The following is a 15,262-nucleotide window of genomic DNA, read 5'->3' as shown; positions in this document are numbered from 1 at the left end:
AATGGGGAAGAGGAAATTCCTCATCGCTACCTATTTTCCCCAATGCCTAGCCCTTTAACTTCTGCAATATGATACTAGTTTGATAGCAAGTTAGGTGGTACTTCTTCTGGAACTACCCAATAATAAACTGTGCGACCATCCACTTCTAATGTCTGTTCTGGTTCCCATTCACCCATATCAAAAGCATGGGAAACAATTCTGGTTCCTGGTTTGAGTTGTTTTAAGAGTTGGGGACGGAGTTTGAGGTTGATATCAGGTAGTAGGTAAAGAGTAACTACTGTGGCTTCGCTAAAATCTGACTGAAACAAGTCCTGCTGTACAAATTGTACGCGATCGCTGACTCCGGCTTCCTTAGCATTAGCGGTGGCTTCTTGCACAAGTTCAGGGTTAATTTCTACACCCACACCCCTAGTCCCATACTTTTGGGCGGCTGTGGTTACAATGCGACCATCACCACTACCCAAATCATAAAGCACATCATCTGGCCCCACTCCTGCGACTTCCAGCATAGCATCTACTACTGCCGGAGGTGTGGGGACATAAGGCACATCACCAGGACGTTCTTGGGGAGGGAGTGCAGTTGCAGGTGCTTCAGTTTGTCCAGTCAAGGTCGTCGGTGCTTCTGGTGCTTCCGCTTGGGGTTCTTGGGGCGTACATCCGACAAATCCCAAACTTGTGAGACTCACTCCCGTAGCCAGTAAAAACAGTAGTTTTTTGTAATTCATGAATTTTTTTCCTTTTTCAACACCGTGTATTTAGATGATTTTACCGAATCGCCAATCCCTTAGATTTTCCCTTGGTAATAGCGATTCCAAAATAACAGGGGAATCCCTGCTGCTACAACAACAACACCTACTATTGCTCCCTGACCAGTATAAGCCAAGCTAGAGTATAGCAAATAGACGCATGATGCACAAAACAGTAACGGTGTCAAAGGGTAAAATGGGACACTAAAGGGGCGTAATGTTTCTGGTTCACGGATGCGTAATACAAACAGGGATACACCGGAAAGCAGAAAGAATAACCAAAATATCGGAGCGGTATAATCAACCATTGTTTCAAAGCCTCCCCGTGTAATCGTGCCTAATAAAACTAAGGCTAAGGCAATGGCTACTTGCAACAAAAAGGCTTGGATAGGCGTACTGTGGCGTTGTTCCCAGCGACCCATAAACCTAAATAGGGAAAAATCCTGAGCTAAGGCGTAATTAGTGCGCGCACCTGTAAAAATGGTAGCGTTCATTGCTCCCAAAGTGGAAACTGCAATTAACAAACTAATAAATAAGGCTCCGGGTTCACCTGCAATCGCACGCATCAAATCGGCAGCTACAGCTTCTGATTCTGCCATATTTGATAATCCCAATCCTTTGAGGTAAGCGAGATTAATCAGGAGGTAAATAGCGGTGATGATGCCAATACTCCACAGGAGCGATCGCACAATGTTACGTTGTTTATTGTGCATTTCTGCGGAAATATAAGCCGCTTCATTCCAGCCACCATAAGACAGCAGGACAAACACCATCGCCAAACCCCAATTTCCTGATGATGCAGGTTCTGTCGGCAATACAGAGGTAGAGTTAGGGATAGCAGTTAATCCCAAAACTATCACTAGTAACAAACCCAGAACCTTAGCCATAGACAGCCAGTTTTGTGTCCATTTACCCTGTTGTAAACCCAGGATATTCAAAGCAGTTAAAATCACAATGGCACAGGCTGCATAAATAGAAGATGAAAACTCACCCAAACTCCATATCTGACTCGCATAGTCACCAAATACAAAAGCCAACAGAGCAATAGAACCTGTTTGAATCACAGTCATCCGCGCCCAGGCGAATAAAAAGGCAATTTCCCGCCCAAAGGAACGTTTGAGGTAGTAGTACACACCTCCAACATTGGGATAGGCTGTGGCTAACTCTGCATAACATAACGCTCCCACCAGAGACACCAAGCCCCCAGCGAACCAAAATACGAGTACAGCCAGATTACTACCTGCTTGAGCTGCTACTAATCTCGGTGTTTGAAAAATACCCGCACCAATGACAATACCCACAATCAGCGCTACTGCATCGGATAATGTCAACAATGACTTGGGAGATTCACCATCAGCCGTCGCTCCCGACTCAACTAAATTGTAGTTTTCCTGACTACTCACATTCATACCTCATTCGTGTTGAGTATACCGAGCGAAGAACCATCCTCAGTATAGCCAAGACTAAAATTCTCAACTCGGCACTATTTTTTGGGTCGTGGAACTCGGTTTCGTCCACCAGCCCAAGGTGGGGGACCTTGGGGAGAGCGAATTTCAATGACCGAACCTGTAGCACGAGTTATGCTAAAAGCATTAAATTCATCTCCTTTTTTGCTCAATTCACCAGTGACAGTTACTTGTTCTCCCATTGAAAGGTTGATATCCTGCCACCAACGGGGGCCAGCATCGACAATAATGTCCCCTGTGCCATCATTGAGGATGAATTTATTGCCAATGATGCTCTGTACTCTCCCAGCTATAGTGATAGCTCTAGGACTTTGTAAGTCTGAAATCCTAGTTGTTTGTGCAAACACCAATTGTGGAAGTGGCAACATAGGTATTGTGGCTGCTATCAGCCCGATTGTCAATTTTTGTAAAAATCTGGGAATCATAGTTGACAGGCTCTGGAATATTAGTGCTTTGACACCTAAATACAGAGCTAATTTGGCAATAAATTCATCTGCCGATGATCTAGATAAATATATATCTTCAGGCATAGAATATAGTAATTCTCTAGATTCCAAATGAAAAATTTACAGCAACAGATTTTGCTATTATCCTAAAATCATTTGCGCTAAATTCAGGTAAATTAATACTCCCAGCACATCTACAGCAGTGGTAATAAAAGGTGCGGACATTAAAGCTGGGTCTAGCTTCATAGCGCGGAATAAAAATGGTAGTCCAGAACCAGAAACTGAAGCTAAAACGCAGATGGAGAATAGACTAATGCCTACAGTTAGGGCTACTTTGAAATCACCTTGCAAAAAGTATGCCCAGACAACAACTACGCTACCTAACATACCTCCTAATAGCACTCCGGCGATCGCCTCTCGCCCAATTATACTTAAAGCCTCATTGGGGCGCACATCCTCTGTATTCAAACCCCGAATCACCACCGTGGAAGACTGCGCGCCTACGTTACCCCCTGTACCAATTAATAAGGGGATAAAGGCAGTTAAAGCCACGACTTTTTCTAAAATAGCCTCTTGGTTAGTAATCACCGCCGCCGTAGCACTATTAGTTATTAACAGCACGAATAACCAGACTACACGCCTACGGGCGACGGTAAATAAATTAGTTTGAAAATAATTATCACCACGAGATTCTAAACCACCCAAGGTATAGATATCTTCTGTGGTTTCTTGTTCTAAAATATCCAAGACATCATCTACTGTCACAATCCCAACGAGACGGTTTTCTGCATCTACCACCGGAATAGCGACAAAATCGTAGTGCTGAATTGTCCGCGCCACTTCTTCTTGGTCAGTATCAGTATTCACAAACACCACATCGCGGGTCATGGTGCTGCCAAGAGTTTCCTCTGGACGGGCTAAAATCAGATCCCGCAGGGAGAGAATCCCTGTTAAGTGGCGAGCATCATCAGTTACATATATGTAATAAATAGTTTCTCTCAAACTAGCCAGAGAACGAATTTGCGCTAATGCCTGATTATTCGTGAGATTTTGCTTAAATGACAAATACTCAGGAGTCATTATCCGCCCAGCTGTATTCGGCTTATAACCTAACAGCAAAGCAGTTGTTTCCCGTTCCGTGGGACTCAGTTGCTCTAAAAGTCGCGCCACAACTTTAGCCGGGAGTTCATCAAATAAGCGTATTCGATCATCAGGCGACATATTCTCGACAATTTCCTGTACATCCTGACGCTTGAAATCTTCCAGTAGTGTTTGTTGTACACTGGGATCAAGGTATTCAAATACTTCTATGGCTTCCTCTTTAGAAAGTAACCGGAAAGCGATCGCTTGGGTAGCCTCTGGTAAACCTTCAATAGATTCAGCAATATCTGCAACCTGAACCGGAACTAACAAAGCTTTAGCACCCTGAAAGTTTTTTTGCTCAAGTAGCACTTGCAACTGCTCACGCACTAGGTCTTGTAACTCTTGTCGGGATCTGCTTTGCATATCTTAATTAATAATAAAGGCAGTGTTCTCTAAAGCTAATTTGGTTTGACTGTTACCAAGTGTGAGATTCTCTCCACAGTATCAATTTATGTGACTCTGATGAGTTTTTCGCCACTTATTTTACTGCTAGATGGTGACTGAAACTGAAATATATCAGGGGATGGACAAATTCTGAAGTTTCTCAGTCAGGGAAACGGAAAAAGAGAGTATGAAAGCTTGACAATAGTTTCGTTAATTGTTAGAATTATCTCGATAAGGAAGAACTATCTAAGCTTCAAATAAAGTCTAAAATATTCCTGACTATTTTCAATTAAACTGTGGATTCCCCTAAAACCTGCTACTGGGGAAGACTAAAATATCAATCATTTCACCTACAACTAAACCGAACAACGCTAAAATAGTTAATAACCAAAAAGAATCAGTCTTATTGAAACCAGCAAAGCGTAATTCCAAGTCAGCTAAAAAAGTAGTGGCAATAGGGATAAGGAACAGGCTGAAGAACAGTGACCAAGTTTCAACCAAGGCGACTGATAGACTGAGAAATAAAACCACAACTAAGATTCTAGAGCCAAAAGCCACCAACTGCTCTAACCAAACAATAGTTTTTCTGACAATGGCTAAAGCCACAGCGACGACAAACGCTCCCGCTAACCAAACAATGTGATGAGCTGCAAGATACCACCCCAAAAGAGCATAAGCTAACCAGAGTAGTACCAGGGGTAAAACTGGAATTTTGTGAAAAGATCCCACATTCATGATTTTATGTCCCCAGATCCAAAGAATCAAGAAATGAATATCTTCATTCTAGTCAAAATAACAGGGAACAGGGAATGTCCTAACTACCTTGACGGTTGCTATATCAGGGGATGGGAAAATTCTGAAGTTTCTCAGTCAGGGAAACGAAAAAAGAGAGTATGAAAGCTTGATTATTCAAAGGTTAATTTTTGTTAAAAATGCTCAAAAGTTACTAGTTGCAATTAAATTGTCTTTGGATATTTTCCATTTCTTCCATAGTTTTTTCTATATCTTCTTCTGCGATATTTTTCACGTAATTAATCTTGATTTCCTCTAACATATCTACAAATAATTGTTCTAATTCCTGGAGATTATGCCGTTTTTGTAACTCACCTTCTAAAGCATTGCGAAAATTTTTGGTTAAGCGGGATGTGATCTCTGCGCCAATGGGATCTTCTAGTGATGTCACCAAAATAGAGTAAGCAGATTGGGTTAAATTCGTGGCTAGTTGCTCAATTAACTGATCAGGTAATTGATTCATTCCAGGAAACTTTTGTAATTGACGGATAATAGGCGATTGATTAAGAGTGCTTTCAATAGTGTGATGGATTAAATCAGCAATATCAGACTGAAGTTGGGGTAAGACATCATAAATGCTGACTTTTACCAAACGTTGAGTAATGATTTGCATCTCACTTTGGTTATTTATCTGTACATAAGGACGACGGGATTCCGGTTGAAATAACCACCGGGAAACATTGCCTTTTTTAATTGATTTCTGCATTTGATCTATGACTTGGATTCCTACCATTTCTGTAATCTCTTGGGCAAAACTAACAGCGAAGTCTCGGTTAATTTGTGCTTTAAAAGGGTCAAGATTTAATAATTTAGCTTGATAGAGGCGAATAGTTAAGGGAATTACTCGCAACCAGCGTACAAAAGGTAGCAATAAGAAGATATCATACCATCGTCTGAGCATCGCTTCTAACCAATTGAGTTGAGGATTACTGCGACTGGTTTGATATGTCCGCGATAAAAAATTCAGGGCAAATATGATTACAAAGGGCAAATCAATTAACCAGAAATGGTCAATAAATTTACCATATCTATTAATGTCTCGATAATAATTTGCTGCAATTAAAGGGTGTATTTCACTATTCCAAAAATTGATTTCTTGCTGCAAACCTGCTGTTGCTAGGTAATCAGCATCCCAAAACCGAGCAAAAGCCTCACGCGCTGAGTTAATACCTGTCCTTTGGCGCATTTCTTCTTGAATTTTTTCCAAGGTGCTGCTTTTATCTGCGACTGCAAAGGGATTATCTTCAATAATTTGGGTACTCAGGCGGCGTAATTGTACAAGTTGATTTTCTACTTCAGGAGATTTTAATCCAGATAATACCACTTGAGCTTGGGAATTTTCCACCTGCTGAAGATAATTTTCTGTTGATGGATGAGGTTTTACACCTTTAACGGGGTCATATATTTGTACTAGGCTGGGGATAGCTTGGAGATAAAAATCCCGTGCATATAGGTAACTGATATCGAAAAATACTAGTGCTAGATTAATTAAGGCCAGAATTGCAATCAGCCGTTCTCGGACAAGATTACGCGGGACAGAAATTTTTTTTTAGTAACTTTCATTGTCATAACTCAATCAGACAGGTTTATCTATTAATTAATTTACCATGTTTTATTTTTTCACTGGAATAGCTATTACAAACCTTTAATTATTTGCACCGTCCTACTTATTTCAGTTGAAAATCAGCTAGTAGGACAAAACCTTCAACGGGACAATCTAAAGTTTTTAACCATGCGACCAACTCATGATTACTGTTGTGATACAAGGTATAGTCTAAATCGGCTTGAACAAAATTCATTTGATTAAGTGGATTGAAAATCTGTGTAGTAATATTTTGCTGAAAACGTTGATCTAACATTTTCTTTAGTTGTGTTGTTTTAGCTTTATCCACTGCAAAATCCAGGATGGTAATATTGGCATCTATAGTTTGCTGCAACTGGGCAATATTTTCATATTTCCTTCTACCGAGAGTTCCCTGAGTAGGAATCATGAGTGCTGCAAATCCACTACCCAAATCTTGCTGATTCAAAGCAAAATAGCGCCAATCACCGTAGGCATACTGAATTAATCCATCATCACCATCAGGCAAAACTAATCTCGAATGTAACCCTGAATCCACTACATAAACAGTGACTGGCACTAATGGATTAACTGGGGGTATGATCACTGCGGGAGAGGCAATCAAAATCAATGAAATTAAGGCTAGTATTGCCAGAATGAATATAGATATCCGTTGTAAAATATTCACTATTGTCTCTAACGCGCCCTCTTCTGGAATAGATCGACTTTGTATCCAAGCAAATAAAGCCGCCGTAGCCACTAAAATCGTAGTAATACCAGTGGCTAACTGAAGCATAATACTATAACGCATAATTCCGTCCTCCTCAAAAACTCCGCGCCCCTCTGCGTTTAAACCAGATTAAAATGTTCCATGTGAATATTAGTCACCGGAACCTCAAGTTGATGCAACGCCGCCTCTACCTGATCCATCATTTTGGGTGATGCACAGATAAAATATTGCCTTGTTCCCCGCCGCTTGGGTATGTAACGTTCCAGTAATTCCTGATCTACATAACCGGTTTCCCCTGACCAATCCTCTGGGGGATCTTTCAGCACATGGATCACAGTTAAGTCTAATTTGGTTTTCAGTTCCTCTAATTCTTCCCGAAAGGTGACATCATCCCAAGTCTTACTAGCGTAAATTAAAACGTAGGGGCGTTCATCTTGGCGTTGGGCTTGGGTAAATAGCATACTAATCATGGGAGTGATACCGATACCACCAGCAATTAAGACAAATGCCGCCGTATCTTCATAACGGTCAGTGGTAAAAACTCCATAGGGACCATCGAGAAAGGCTTTGGTTCCGGGTTCAATATCTTTGATACCTTGAGTAAAGTCTCCCAAGGCTTTGATGCTGAACTCGATGCGTTCGGGATTTTCGCCACTGGATGACATGGAAAAGGGATGTTCGCGCATCCGAAAGGGAGAGATACCCAAGGTAATCCAAGCAAATTGACCGGGTTGGAAGCGAAAACCTTCATGTCCTCGCGGTCGTAATATTAATGTCCAGACATCTCCCCGTTCTGGTCGCACTGCTTCCACTAAATAGGGTTTTTTGACCATGAACCAGGGTTTAACTAAACGCACATATATTAGTAGCCAGAAGGCTGTGAGTGCGATCGCAATCCACAAAACGGCTTTCCAAAACAATCCCAGATAATTCCCCACTCCTAAACCGTGTGCTAGTCCTAAACCTACTGCAAGAACTGCAAAAGCACCATGAGATATCCGCCAAGGTTCATAGGGAATATTTAATTGCTTGCGCCAGATGGTGGTAACAATGAGCAATATTAATGCTGATGTCCCTAAAACTGCGGCTCTAGCGCGCCAAGGGGCTGTGATAAAGTTTAACAGTTGTAAGGTTTCTGGCTGGACTACGAACAAAATGATTGGGTGAATCAGAATCAGGGTAAATGCTACTAAGGAAATGTAGCGGTGAAACTGGAGAATGATATCAACTCCATAGGATGATTCGATCCGATTAATCCGGGCTGTGAGGGCAAATTGCAGCGCCAGCATTGCTAAACCGATGAACCCTAGAGCTACAGAAAATTCAATCCAAAAGTCTCTTCCTGTGGGTGGATATATGAGTAAAATCAGTAAAGGTAAAAGGGTAATGAATAGATAAGCCCCTATCCAACCTGCGGCGACAACTATCGGACTGTGCATTAATAAACTTTTCATTACCCCTGTTTTCCTAATTACCTAACTGCAATGAAACTTGCGATCGCCTGTTAATTTCCGGCCAATTCACTACATCCCACCAATTATTTAAATACTCACCCCGGCGGTTGCGATATCTCAGGTAATATGCGTGTTCCCAAACATCGTTACCCATAATGGGATATGCACCATCCATAATTGGGTTATCTTGATTAGCTGTGGTTACTATTTCCAGTTCTCCAGCAGGGTTACGGACTAACCATACCCAACCGCTACCGAAGCGATCGCCACCAGCTTGATTAAACTGTGCTTTAAACTCATCAAAACTGCCAAATGTTTGGTTAATTTCTGCTGCAATTTCCTCTGGAGGTTCTCCACCACCTTCAGGACTCATAATTTGCCAAAAAATTGTGTGATTAAGATGTCCACCACCGTTATTGCGTACTTTTGTGCGAATATTTTCCGGAACCTGATTTAGATTCCGTAGCAAAGCTTCCACACTGCTATTTTGCAAATCTGGCTGATCCTGCAAAGCATCATTGAGGTTATTTACATAGCTAGCATGGTGTCCATCATGATGTAGTTTCATCGTCTCTGCATCAATAGCTTTTCCTAGCGCCGCATAATCATAGGGTAATGCAGGTAACTGTGCTGGACCAGCACTCAGTTCACCATCAGGAGAAGCTACGGGGGGAAACTTTGTCACTGTGGGAGTGACTTGAGCAGATTGTGATTCAGCACTGGGTATTGTTTGACAAGAAATCAGCACCATCGCTAGGAGTATTCCTGTGAGTACAAGACCAATTTTTTCGCGGATAAATTTTGACATAACTATTCACACCACCCAAAAAACTAAAGTTCGGCTTTCATTTAACCATCAATGATTTTTTTAAACCTCTGTTCCCAGAATAGCCCAGAGAATAGAATTAACAATCGTTAAAGCAATAGAACCAATTAATGCGCTCCAAAAACCCCATCTGAGACTAAAACCTGGAACTACAGCAGCCGCCAGACCAAAAATACTAGCGTTTAACACAAACAGAAATAGTCCGAAACTCAGAAGAATGAATGGTAAAGTCAAAACAACCAGAATTGGTCGCAAGATTGCATTCAATACGCCGAAAACCGCCGCAGAAATCGCCGCCTTGCCAAAACTATCAATTTCAATACCTATTGGCAGTCTAGAGACAATTAAAAAACTGATTGTAGTCACTAACCACACAAGCAGAAGATTCAACATTGATGATTCCTTAATGTACCTGAATAATGATTTTTGTACTAAATTGATATTAAAACATATAACGTATCATATAACTAGCGCAAATATTTTTTTATTTAACTAGCATAAAAACTAAAAATAAAATCTTATTTTTTCAATATATTTCTTGCGATACATAGTAGAAAATACCGAACAAAACTATTGATAGATATCCCAACCAGATTATTTTGTTAAATATAGAGTTACAACATAATGAATATCAATGACTGCTAATTATAAATGTATATTTAGTTGATCATTTAGCACAAGCCAAAAAAATATGCTGGACATATTCTCAACAAAAGAATTAATGTCCCTAGTGAGTTTAGGCTGGAGAGGATCTATCCTGAGATAAAATCTTATGACTTCTCTCAAAGCAACATTTAATTTTCGCTCAAAAATCAACATCTTGTACTTATGTGGGGGCAAAAAGTATGTCTGTTGAGCCAATTCTGCTGAAAAAAATAGCGGAAAGTAGAAATTTTTCCCAGGTAACTAGCAGTGAAATTAAACAAGAGCAAATGCAACAAGATGACTTAGGCATCTCCGATATAGCTTTAAGTTTATCTCCCATAGTTTTACTTTTGAGTTGGGTATTTTTTTTCCTTATTTTGCAAAAAATTAGGAATCTTTTAGATGAAAAGATGGTTTTTACGATCAAAAGTTTACATAAGGTACCGTGTAAAAATTGTCGATTTTATTCAAACAACCATTATCTTAAATGTGCAGTACAACCTTCTATTGTTATGAGCGAAGAAGCCAAAGATTGTTCGGAGTATTTACCTAAAAACGCTAGATTTTCGCCCAAAAGGATTTTCAAGTAATGTATCAACTGTCTCTATTTTTTCACTGAATTTTTAGACAATAGTTAACTAACCTGACCTGACTTTTGTTGACGTTGCAACCAGTCAGCCAAATTATTAGCCGTAAGAGGATGCCTGAGTAAGCTATCCATAGCTTCTACAGATAGTAGTTCCTAATGAGGGAAATCTTTTTGACAATTCCCAAAGGTCTGCGAATATCATCGCAATTCAAGTATAGGAAAAGGTAACTTATTTTGCCTCTAGCAGAGGATAGAGAATCAAGATATGTCTTTTGACAGGGTTCAGGTAAACAAAACAATATTATTGATCATTCAGCCTTCACAACCACCGGCTGGGTTCCCCTAACAATCAAAGCCATTTTTCTTTGTTCAGGATGGAGAATACAGATTTGATCATTACCCAGTTGAAATACCACAAAATCCCCTTCCAGATGAGTTGCATGACTGACACGCCACGATGCAAAAGGTATCTCCACATTTAGTTTAAAGTTGATATTTTCTAGCCTCTTAGATGATGAGGATAACGATTGCTTTTAAGGTAAAATTGCGATTAATAAACTGAGAATAAAGACCAAATTCCATCTAATTTTCATGTGACTAGTAACTTTTAATTAATTCAAGTTGGTAATGAGGACTTTACTCCTCAAATTTAAGCTGAAATCATAAATAGGAAATAAAATATCATAAATTACATAAATAATATACATAACAGTCAATTAGATGAAAATCAAGTTTTGTTTTTATTCATCAATTCATCGCTCTGCATCAATTTTTTTTGGGGCTTTAGCCCCTACTACGAACTATCTATTATCTATGCATCCAGCTTAAGGATAGTTCCGGTAAATACCTGAGACCATTGAAACACCCCAATTGACGAAAAAATCAGCTACACATTCATAACCTAATTGATTCCTAATTTCATTGATTGAGAGTTTGATGATAGTGCCTATTATTTTGATGCCTAAATTCAGTAATTTAAATTTGTTGAGCATGAGCAATAACTGGAGAAGTAATACATACACTGAATGCTGCAATACCTGCTAGTAGTTTCTTCATTATGCTATTTCCTCATTCCTACTTGAGATTTTTCATTAATCACAGTCTAGTTAAAGATTTTCGTTCTTATGATGTGGGCTTATTTCTTCCCACCAGTGCGAGACCAACACCAAGAGAACTAGATATTCCACCAATGATAAAAAACCCCATCATGAAATCATGTTTCTGTTGCAATTCTTGTTGCTTAACATCGTCCCAACCGATGCCTTTACTAATTTTTTTCTGCCATTCCGGGCGAGTTTCTAGTTGATGTTGAAATTGAATTTTATCGTGAAAACTCAAACCGCCGAAAATTAGAAATATAAGTCCTACAGCAAAGAATACTCCGCCAGCAGAGGTTAACATTTGTTTCATAATTTATGTCCTGATTTGGTTGATTTACTAATATTTCGCCTCTTCACCTGCAAAATTACGCAAACCAGGAAAATATTTTGTTTTATATCATTTCCGCTTAATTAGTTAGAAGACAATTATGTCACCCCACCCCGCAAGCGAGGAGGGGTGTAATTACCTTCCGGAACAAGAGTTTCAGCGTGTTTTAATTTTTAGCTATCTTTTTCGAGGTTATAGCAACCATGCACACGATAAAGTAAACGATTTCCTAAGCGTTCTCCCAATTTACGTTCTAGGAAACCCACTTCTTCTGATTTAAGAAATTCTTGAAATTTTTTACTGTCTGTGGATAATTTGGCTCTGATGGTATCTCCTTTTTTAATATTGCAGTCAGCAACAGCATCTTTTTTGATTAAATACCATTTTTCTTCTTTGTTCTCATCTTCTAAAATGAGAACGTTTTGAATACGCAATGGATTAATGTCTTTAACTTTATATCTGGCGAATTTAACGAAAATAAAAGCATGGGCTACAGGGTTCATGAAAAAGAAGCTAATTAAAACCAGAAAAGCAATCTGTATTTTTTGGGTATTCCTGAAAACACTTTTCATAACGTCTCCTTTGTTGAGAAATGCTTACTTACTCAATATTTCGTATGAAAGGAAGAAGAATTACGCACATTCCACAATTTTTTTATTTTGTGGTCAAAGGATAATGAAATAAGGTTTGGCGATTGAAATTGCGGAACTATACAAACAAAATCTACCTGCGGGGACTCAGGGAAATTTAAGTAAACCTGTCCCTACAAGTATTTCAATTTTGAGTTTGGCTAGATTTTACGGCTTGGTAGGTAATGGACATGGTTGCTAATTGTGTAGTATCGCTTAAACGCGCTGCTGTTTTGGAAGTGCTACTGGGGATGTTTCTTAAAGTACCACTGTGAATATCTTCTATTAACAGGTCGATAATTTCTGTGGGATTATCGGCTATGGTTACAGGTACATCTCGGTTGACTTGTCGTTTAGCTATGGTTTGTAAACTCTGCAAACTCTTTCTTAAAGGTGATTTGCTAGCCACTACTAAGATTTCTGTTATTCCTAGAGGTTCAATAATTTCTAATTGCCAAATATCCTGTGAGTTGGGTATTCTTAGAGTTTTTTCTGCTGGTACTAGGGTGGCGTTATCCGCATCTGACCAAGTGTTAGGAAAGATGACATCTATGTTTCCTTCGGGGTTGATTACTAATACTGTAATATAGAGGTCGCTATTTTCTTGATTTTTAATTTCAAATCGAATGAGTGTTTTTAAAGGAATTTGAGGTATTCCGTTTTCGTAATTGATTTGAGGATTAGGGGGAGGATTTACAAATAGCTCATTGACTTTTTGTATGGAACGAAGAATAAAGTTTTGAGATGCAACTGTTTCTTGAGTACCTACAATATTTAAAGCAGCTACGACGTTGAGACGGGATGAGTTGGCATTTAAGGTTAATTTGATAATTCTGGCTGCTAAAAGTGAACGAAATTTAGGCTGGAGTCGAGTTATAGCATTTTCTATAGTTTCTTTCGCATTACCAAAAGAACCAGGAATTAAATCGAGTCCTTCTGTATATAAACCTAAGCTATGGAGAGGGGGAATATAGGGGGCTTGTTTGTTTTTTAATTCTGCTTGTTGTGCTGCTGTTAGCCGACCAAATATATAATGAATTTCTCCTGTTTGTAAGGTAACGGGTTGGACTCGCTCTATTTTGGCAATTTCGTTTCTAGCTATAGTAATATCTTGACCTAATGAATTATCTAATCCAATGCGCAATTGATAATCAGAGGGAATGGCTCTAATTCTTTCTTGTAATAAGGTTCCTGGTTTTAATGATCCTGGTGTTTGCAGTTCTAAAACTTTGCCAATACCAGTCAAACCGTTGCGTGATTCTAGTTGGATTTTACCTTGCTCCATGCCTTGGTTATCTATTAGTTGAAAGATGGCGTTTTGGTTGAATGCGGCTAGGGCTTGGGGTGGTATTCCTCCTAACCACAAATTGACATTTTTACCCGTTATTTGAGTGATTACGGCTTCGGCTGTGGGGACTGGTTGAGAAATAAAATATGTTGGTTTTCGGGCGTTGTTACTATTAGTTTTGGCTGTTAATTCTGGGGTTTGATTGGAGGTAAATGTACTGTTGATGCTGCGAGAGATGTTAGTAATTACTGTTTTTACTGGTGTGTTGCTATTTTCTTGCCAGAGGTATTGTGTCATTAAATAAGTAAATGCTCCGGTGACAAAATCATCTAAGTATGCTTCGGCGGCAACTTGGTTGTTTCTGGCGGCTGCAATTACTATTCCTTTGGCTATACCCTGTTGGCGACGTTGTTCTAGTTCTGTGGGAGATATGTTGAGGTGAGAGAGCCATTTTTGTTGATATTCTAATTCTAGGTGGCTGGGAGTGTATTGTTTTCCTCCTGGAGTTGACCTAATTGTGAGGTTTCCTCGTTTTCCTCCCCCTGCATAACAACTGTCTAAAACTACGGTGAGGTTTTCTGTGTTGATTGCAGACATTAATAAGAATAGGGTTTTACCAGTAATGTCGGAAACTTGTGGTTGATTGTTAACTACTGAAATGGTGCGATCGCTCGGAACAAATGTACTATTTAAATTTTCTAACAAAGGACTATGTTGGTCGAATACTTGAGAACCATGTCCAGAAAAGTGATAAACTACTGTGTCTCCTGGTTTTGCTTGTTGAATCAGATGTTCTTCAACGGCTTGTAATATTCCGGCACGAGTTGGTTTAATGTCACTTTCGTCACTGACTAATAAAATATCTTGAGGATGAAAGCCAAAACGATGAATTAATAGTTCTCTTTGCAGATAAATATCTGTAATTGAGCCTTTGAGATTTGCAACTGTTTGATAATTGTTGATTCCGATTAATAAGGCTAGTTTCCGAGGAGTGGAAGCGGAAACTGCTTGAGCATAGCGTAAACTTTGATTTTTAATATTGAAATAGTTTATGCCTAATGTAGTTAAGGCTGAACCGGTAAATTGCAGAAATTGACGGCGTGGGAAATGAGTCATAGTTGGATGATTATAATTT

15 protein-coding genes are annotated in these 15,262 nt (G+C 39.4%); 1 reads left to right on the top strand and 14 read right to left on the bottom strand.

Features of this window, described 5'->3' with window-relative positions:
- Positions 1–74 precede the first annotated feature (74 nt).
- The 10 genes from ACM0OP_RS07525 to ACM0OP_RS07480 form a co-directional block, all read right to left on the bottom strand.
- On the bottom strand, positions 75–725 hold the full coding sequence (locus tag ACM0OP_RS07525; protein WP_414527776.1) for an SAM-dependent methyltransferase: 651 nt from the start codon (positions 723–725) through the stop codon (positions 75–77).
- A gap of 59 nt (positions 726–784) precedes the next feature.
- Positions 785–2,155, bottom strand: a complete 1,371-nt coding sequence (locus ACM0OP_RS07520; protein WP_414527775.1) for an APC family permease — start codon at positions 2,153–2,155, stop codon at positions 785–787.
- A 74-nt stretch (positions 2,156–2,229) separates the two neighbouring features.
- A complete protein-coding gene (locus ACM0OP_RS07515) occupies positions 2,230–2,742 on the bottom strand; it encodes a DNA-binding protein (RefSeq protein ID WP_414527774.1) in 513 nt (170 codons plus the stop codon).
- Positions 2,743–2,799: 57 nt separating this feature from the next.
- Positions 2,800–4,164 carry a magnesium transporter gene (gene mgtE, locus ACM0OP_RS07510; protein WP_414527773.1) on the bottom strand — a complete coding sequence of 455 codons (1,365 nt, stop codon included), beginning with the start codon at positions 4,162–4,164 and terminating at the stop codon, positions 2,800–2,802.
- Between the two features lie 327 nt (positions 4,165–4,491).
- Positions 4,492–4,920 (bottom strand): hypothetical protein, encoded by a 429-nt coding sequence (locus tag ACM0OP_RS07505; RefSeq protein WP_414527772.1) that lies wholly within the window; start codon positions 4,918–4,920, stop codon positions 4,492–4,494.
- A 211-nt stretch (positions 4,921–5,131) separates the two neighbouring features.
- A complete protein-coding gene (locus ACM0OP_RS07500) occupies positions 5,132–6,322 on the bottom strand; it encodes a hypothetical protein (protein WP_414527771.1) in 1,191 nt (396 codons plus the stop codon).
- 322 nt (positions 6,323–6,644) lie between these two features.
- A complete protein-coding gene (locus tag ACM0OP_RS07495) occupies positions 6,645–7,349 on the bottom strand; it encodes a DUF2459 domain-containing protein (RefSeq protein WP_414527770.1) in 705 nt (234 codons plus the stop codon).
- A gap of 38 nt (positions 7,350–7,387) precedes the next feature.
- Positions 7,388–8,722: a ferredoxin reductase family protein gene (locus ACM0OP_RS07490; RefSeq protein ID WP_414527769.1), complete on the bottom strand. Its 1,335-nt coding sequence runs from the start codon at positions 8,720–8,722 to the stop codon at positions 7,388–7,390.
- 13 nt (positions 8,723–8,735) lie between these two features.
- Complete coding sequence (locus ACM0OP_RS07485; RefSeq protein WP_414527768.1) at positions 8,736–9,530, bottom strand: superoxide dismutase; 795 nt, start codon at positions 9,528–9,530, stop codon at positions 8,736–8,738.
- Between the two features lie 60 nt (positions 9,531–9,590).
- Complete coding sequence (locus ACM0OP_RS07480; protein WP_414527767.1) at positions 9,591–9,941, bottom strand: phage holin family protein; 351 nt, start codon at positions 9,939–9,941, stop codon at positions 9,591–9,593.
- Positions 9,942–10,393: 452 nt separating this feature from the next.
- On the opposite strand from ACM0OP_RS07480, the gene ACM0OP_RS07475 reads away from it, so the two are divergent.
- Complete coding sequence (locus ACM0OP_RS07475; RefSeq protein WP_414527766.1) at positions 10,394–10,783, top strand: hypothetical protein; 390 nt, start codon at positions 10,394–10,396, stop codon at positions 10,781–10,783.
- 307 nt (positions 10,784–11,090) lie between these two features.
- Here ACM0OP_RS07475 and ACM0OP_RS07470 read toward each other — a convergent pair whose 3' ends face one another.
- From ACM0OP_RS07470 to ACM0OP_RS07455, 4 genes are all read right to left on the bottom strand, one after another.
- On the bottom strand, positions 11,091–11,258 hold the full coding sequence (locus tag ACM0OP_RS07470) for a hypothetical protein (RefSeq protein WP_414527765.1): 168 nt from the start codon (positions 11,256–11,258) through the stop codon (positions 11,091–11,093).
- A 646-nt stretch (positions 11,259–11,904) separates the two neighbouring features.
- Positions 11,905–12,192: a hypothetical protein gene (locus ACM0OP_RS07465; protein WP_414527764.1), complete on the bottom strand. Its 288-nt coding sequence runs from the start codon at positions 12,190–12,192 to the stop codon at positions 11,905–11,907.
- A gap of 191 nt (positions 12,193–12,383) precedes the next feature.
- Complete coding sequence (locus tag ACM0OP_RS07460; RefSeq protein WP_414527763.1) at positions 12,384–12,782, bottom strand: hypothetical protein; 399 nt, start codon at positions 12,780–12,782, stop codon at positions 12,384–12,386.
- A gap of 202 nt (positions 12,783–12,984) precedes the next feature.
- The gene (locus tag ACM0OP_RS07455) at positions 12,985–15,243 is read right to left on the bottom strand and encodes a caspase family protein (RefSeq protein ID WP_414527762.1); all 2,259 of its coding nucleotides are present in this window, start codon (positions 15,241–15,243) and stop codon (positions 12,985–12,987) included.
- Between the last annotated feature and the right edge of the window lie 19 nt (positions 15,244–15,262).

The sequence above is a fragment of the Nodularia chucula CCY0103 genome (assembly GCF_963923915.1).
GTDB classification, from domain to species: domain Bacteria; phylum Cyanobacteriota; class Cyanobacteriia; order Cyanobacteriales; family Nostocaceae; genus Nodularia; species Nodularia chucula.
The sequence above is the reverse complement of the archived record's forward strand: the minus strand, read 5'-3'. Positions and strand labels throughout refer to the sequence as shown.

What these genes read in the sequence shown, in the direction of transcription:
- ACM0OP_RS07525 (WP_414527776.1), bottom strand. Translation starts at nt 725, where the DNA reads ATGAATTACAAAAAACTACTGTTTTTACTGGCTACGGGAGTGAGTCTC.
- ACM0OP_RS07520 (WP_414527775.1), bottom strand. Translation starts at nt 2,155, where the DNA reads ATGAATGTGAGTAGTCAGGAAAACTACAATTTAGTTGAGTCGGGAGCG.
- ACM0OP_RS07515 (WP_414527774.1), bottom strand. Translation starts at nt 2,742, where the DNA reads ATGCCTGAAGATATATATTTATCTAGATCATCGGCAGATGAATTTATT.
- mgtE (WP_414527773.1), bottom strand. Translation starts at nt 4,164, where the DNA reads ATGCAAAGCAGATCCCGACAAGAGTTACAAGACCTAGTGCGTGAGCAG.
- ACM0OP_RS07505 (WP_414527772.1), bottom strand. Translation starts at nt 4,920, where the DNA reads ATGAATGTGGGATCTTTTCACAAAATTCCAGTTTTACCCCTGGTACTA.
- ACM0OP_RS07495 (WP_414527770.1), bottom strand. Translation starts at nt 7,349, where the DNA reads ATGCGTTATAGTATTATGCTTCAGTTAGCCACTGGTATTACTACGATT.
- ACM0OP_RS07490 (WP_414527769.1), bottom strand. Translation starts at nt 8,722, where the DNA reads ATGAAAAGTTTATTAATGCACAGTCCGATAGTTGTCGCCGCAGGTTGG.
- ACM0OP_RS07485 (WP_414527768.1), bottom strand. Translation starts at nt 9,530, where the DNA reads ATGTCAAAATTTATCCGCGAAAAAATTGGTCTTGTACTCACAGGAATA.
- ACM0OP_RS07480 (WP_414527767.1), bottom strand. Translation starts at nt 9,941, where the DNA reads ATGTTGAATCTTCTGCTTGTGTGGTTAGTGACTACAATCAGTTTTTTA.
- ACM0OP_RS07475 (WP_414527766.1), top strand. Translation starts at nt 10,394, where the DNA reads ATGTCTGTTGAGCCAATTCTGCTGAAAAAAATAGCGGAAAGTAGAAAT.
- ACM0OP_RS07465 (WP_414527764.1), bottom strand. Translation starts at nt 12,192, where the DNA reads ATGAAACAAATGTTAACCTCTGCTGGCGGAGTATTCTTTGCTGTAGGA.
- ACM0OP_RS07460 (WP_414527763.1), bottom strand. Translation starts at nt 12,782, where the DNA reads ATGAAAAGTGTTTTCAGGAATACCCAAAAAATACAGATTGCTTTTCTG.
- ACM0OP_RS07455 (WP_414527762.1), bottom strand. Translation starts at nt 15,243, where the DNA reads ATGACTCATTTCCCACGCCGTCAATTTCTGCAATTTACCGGTTCAGCC.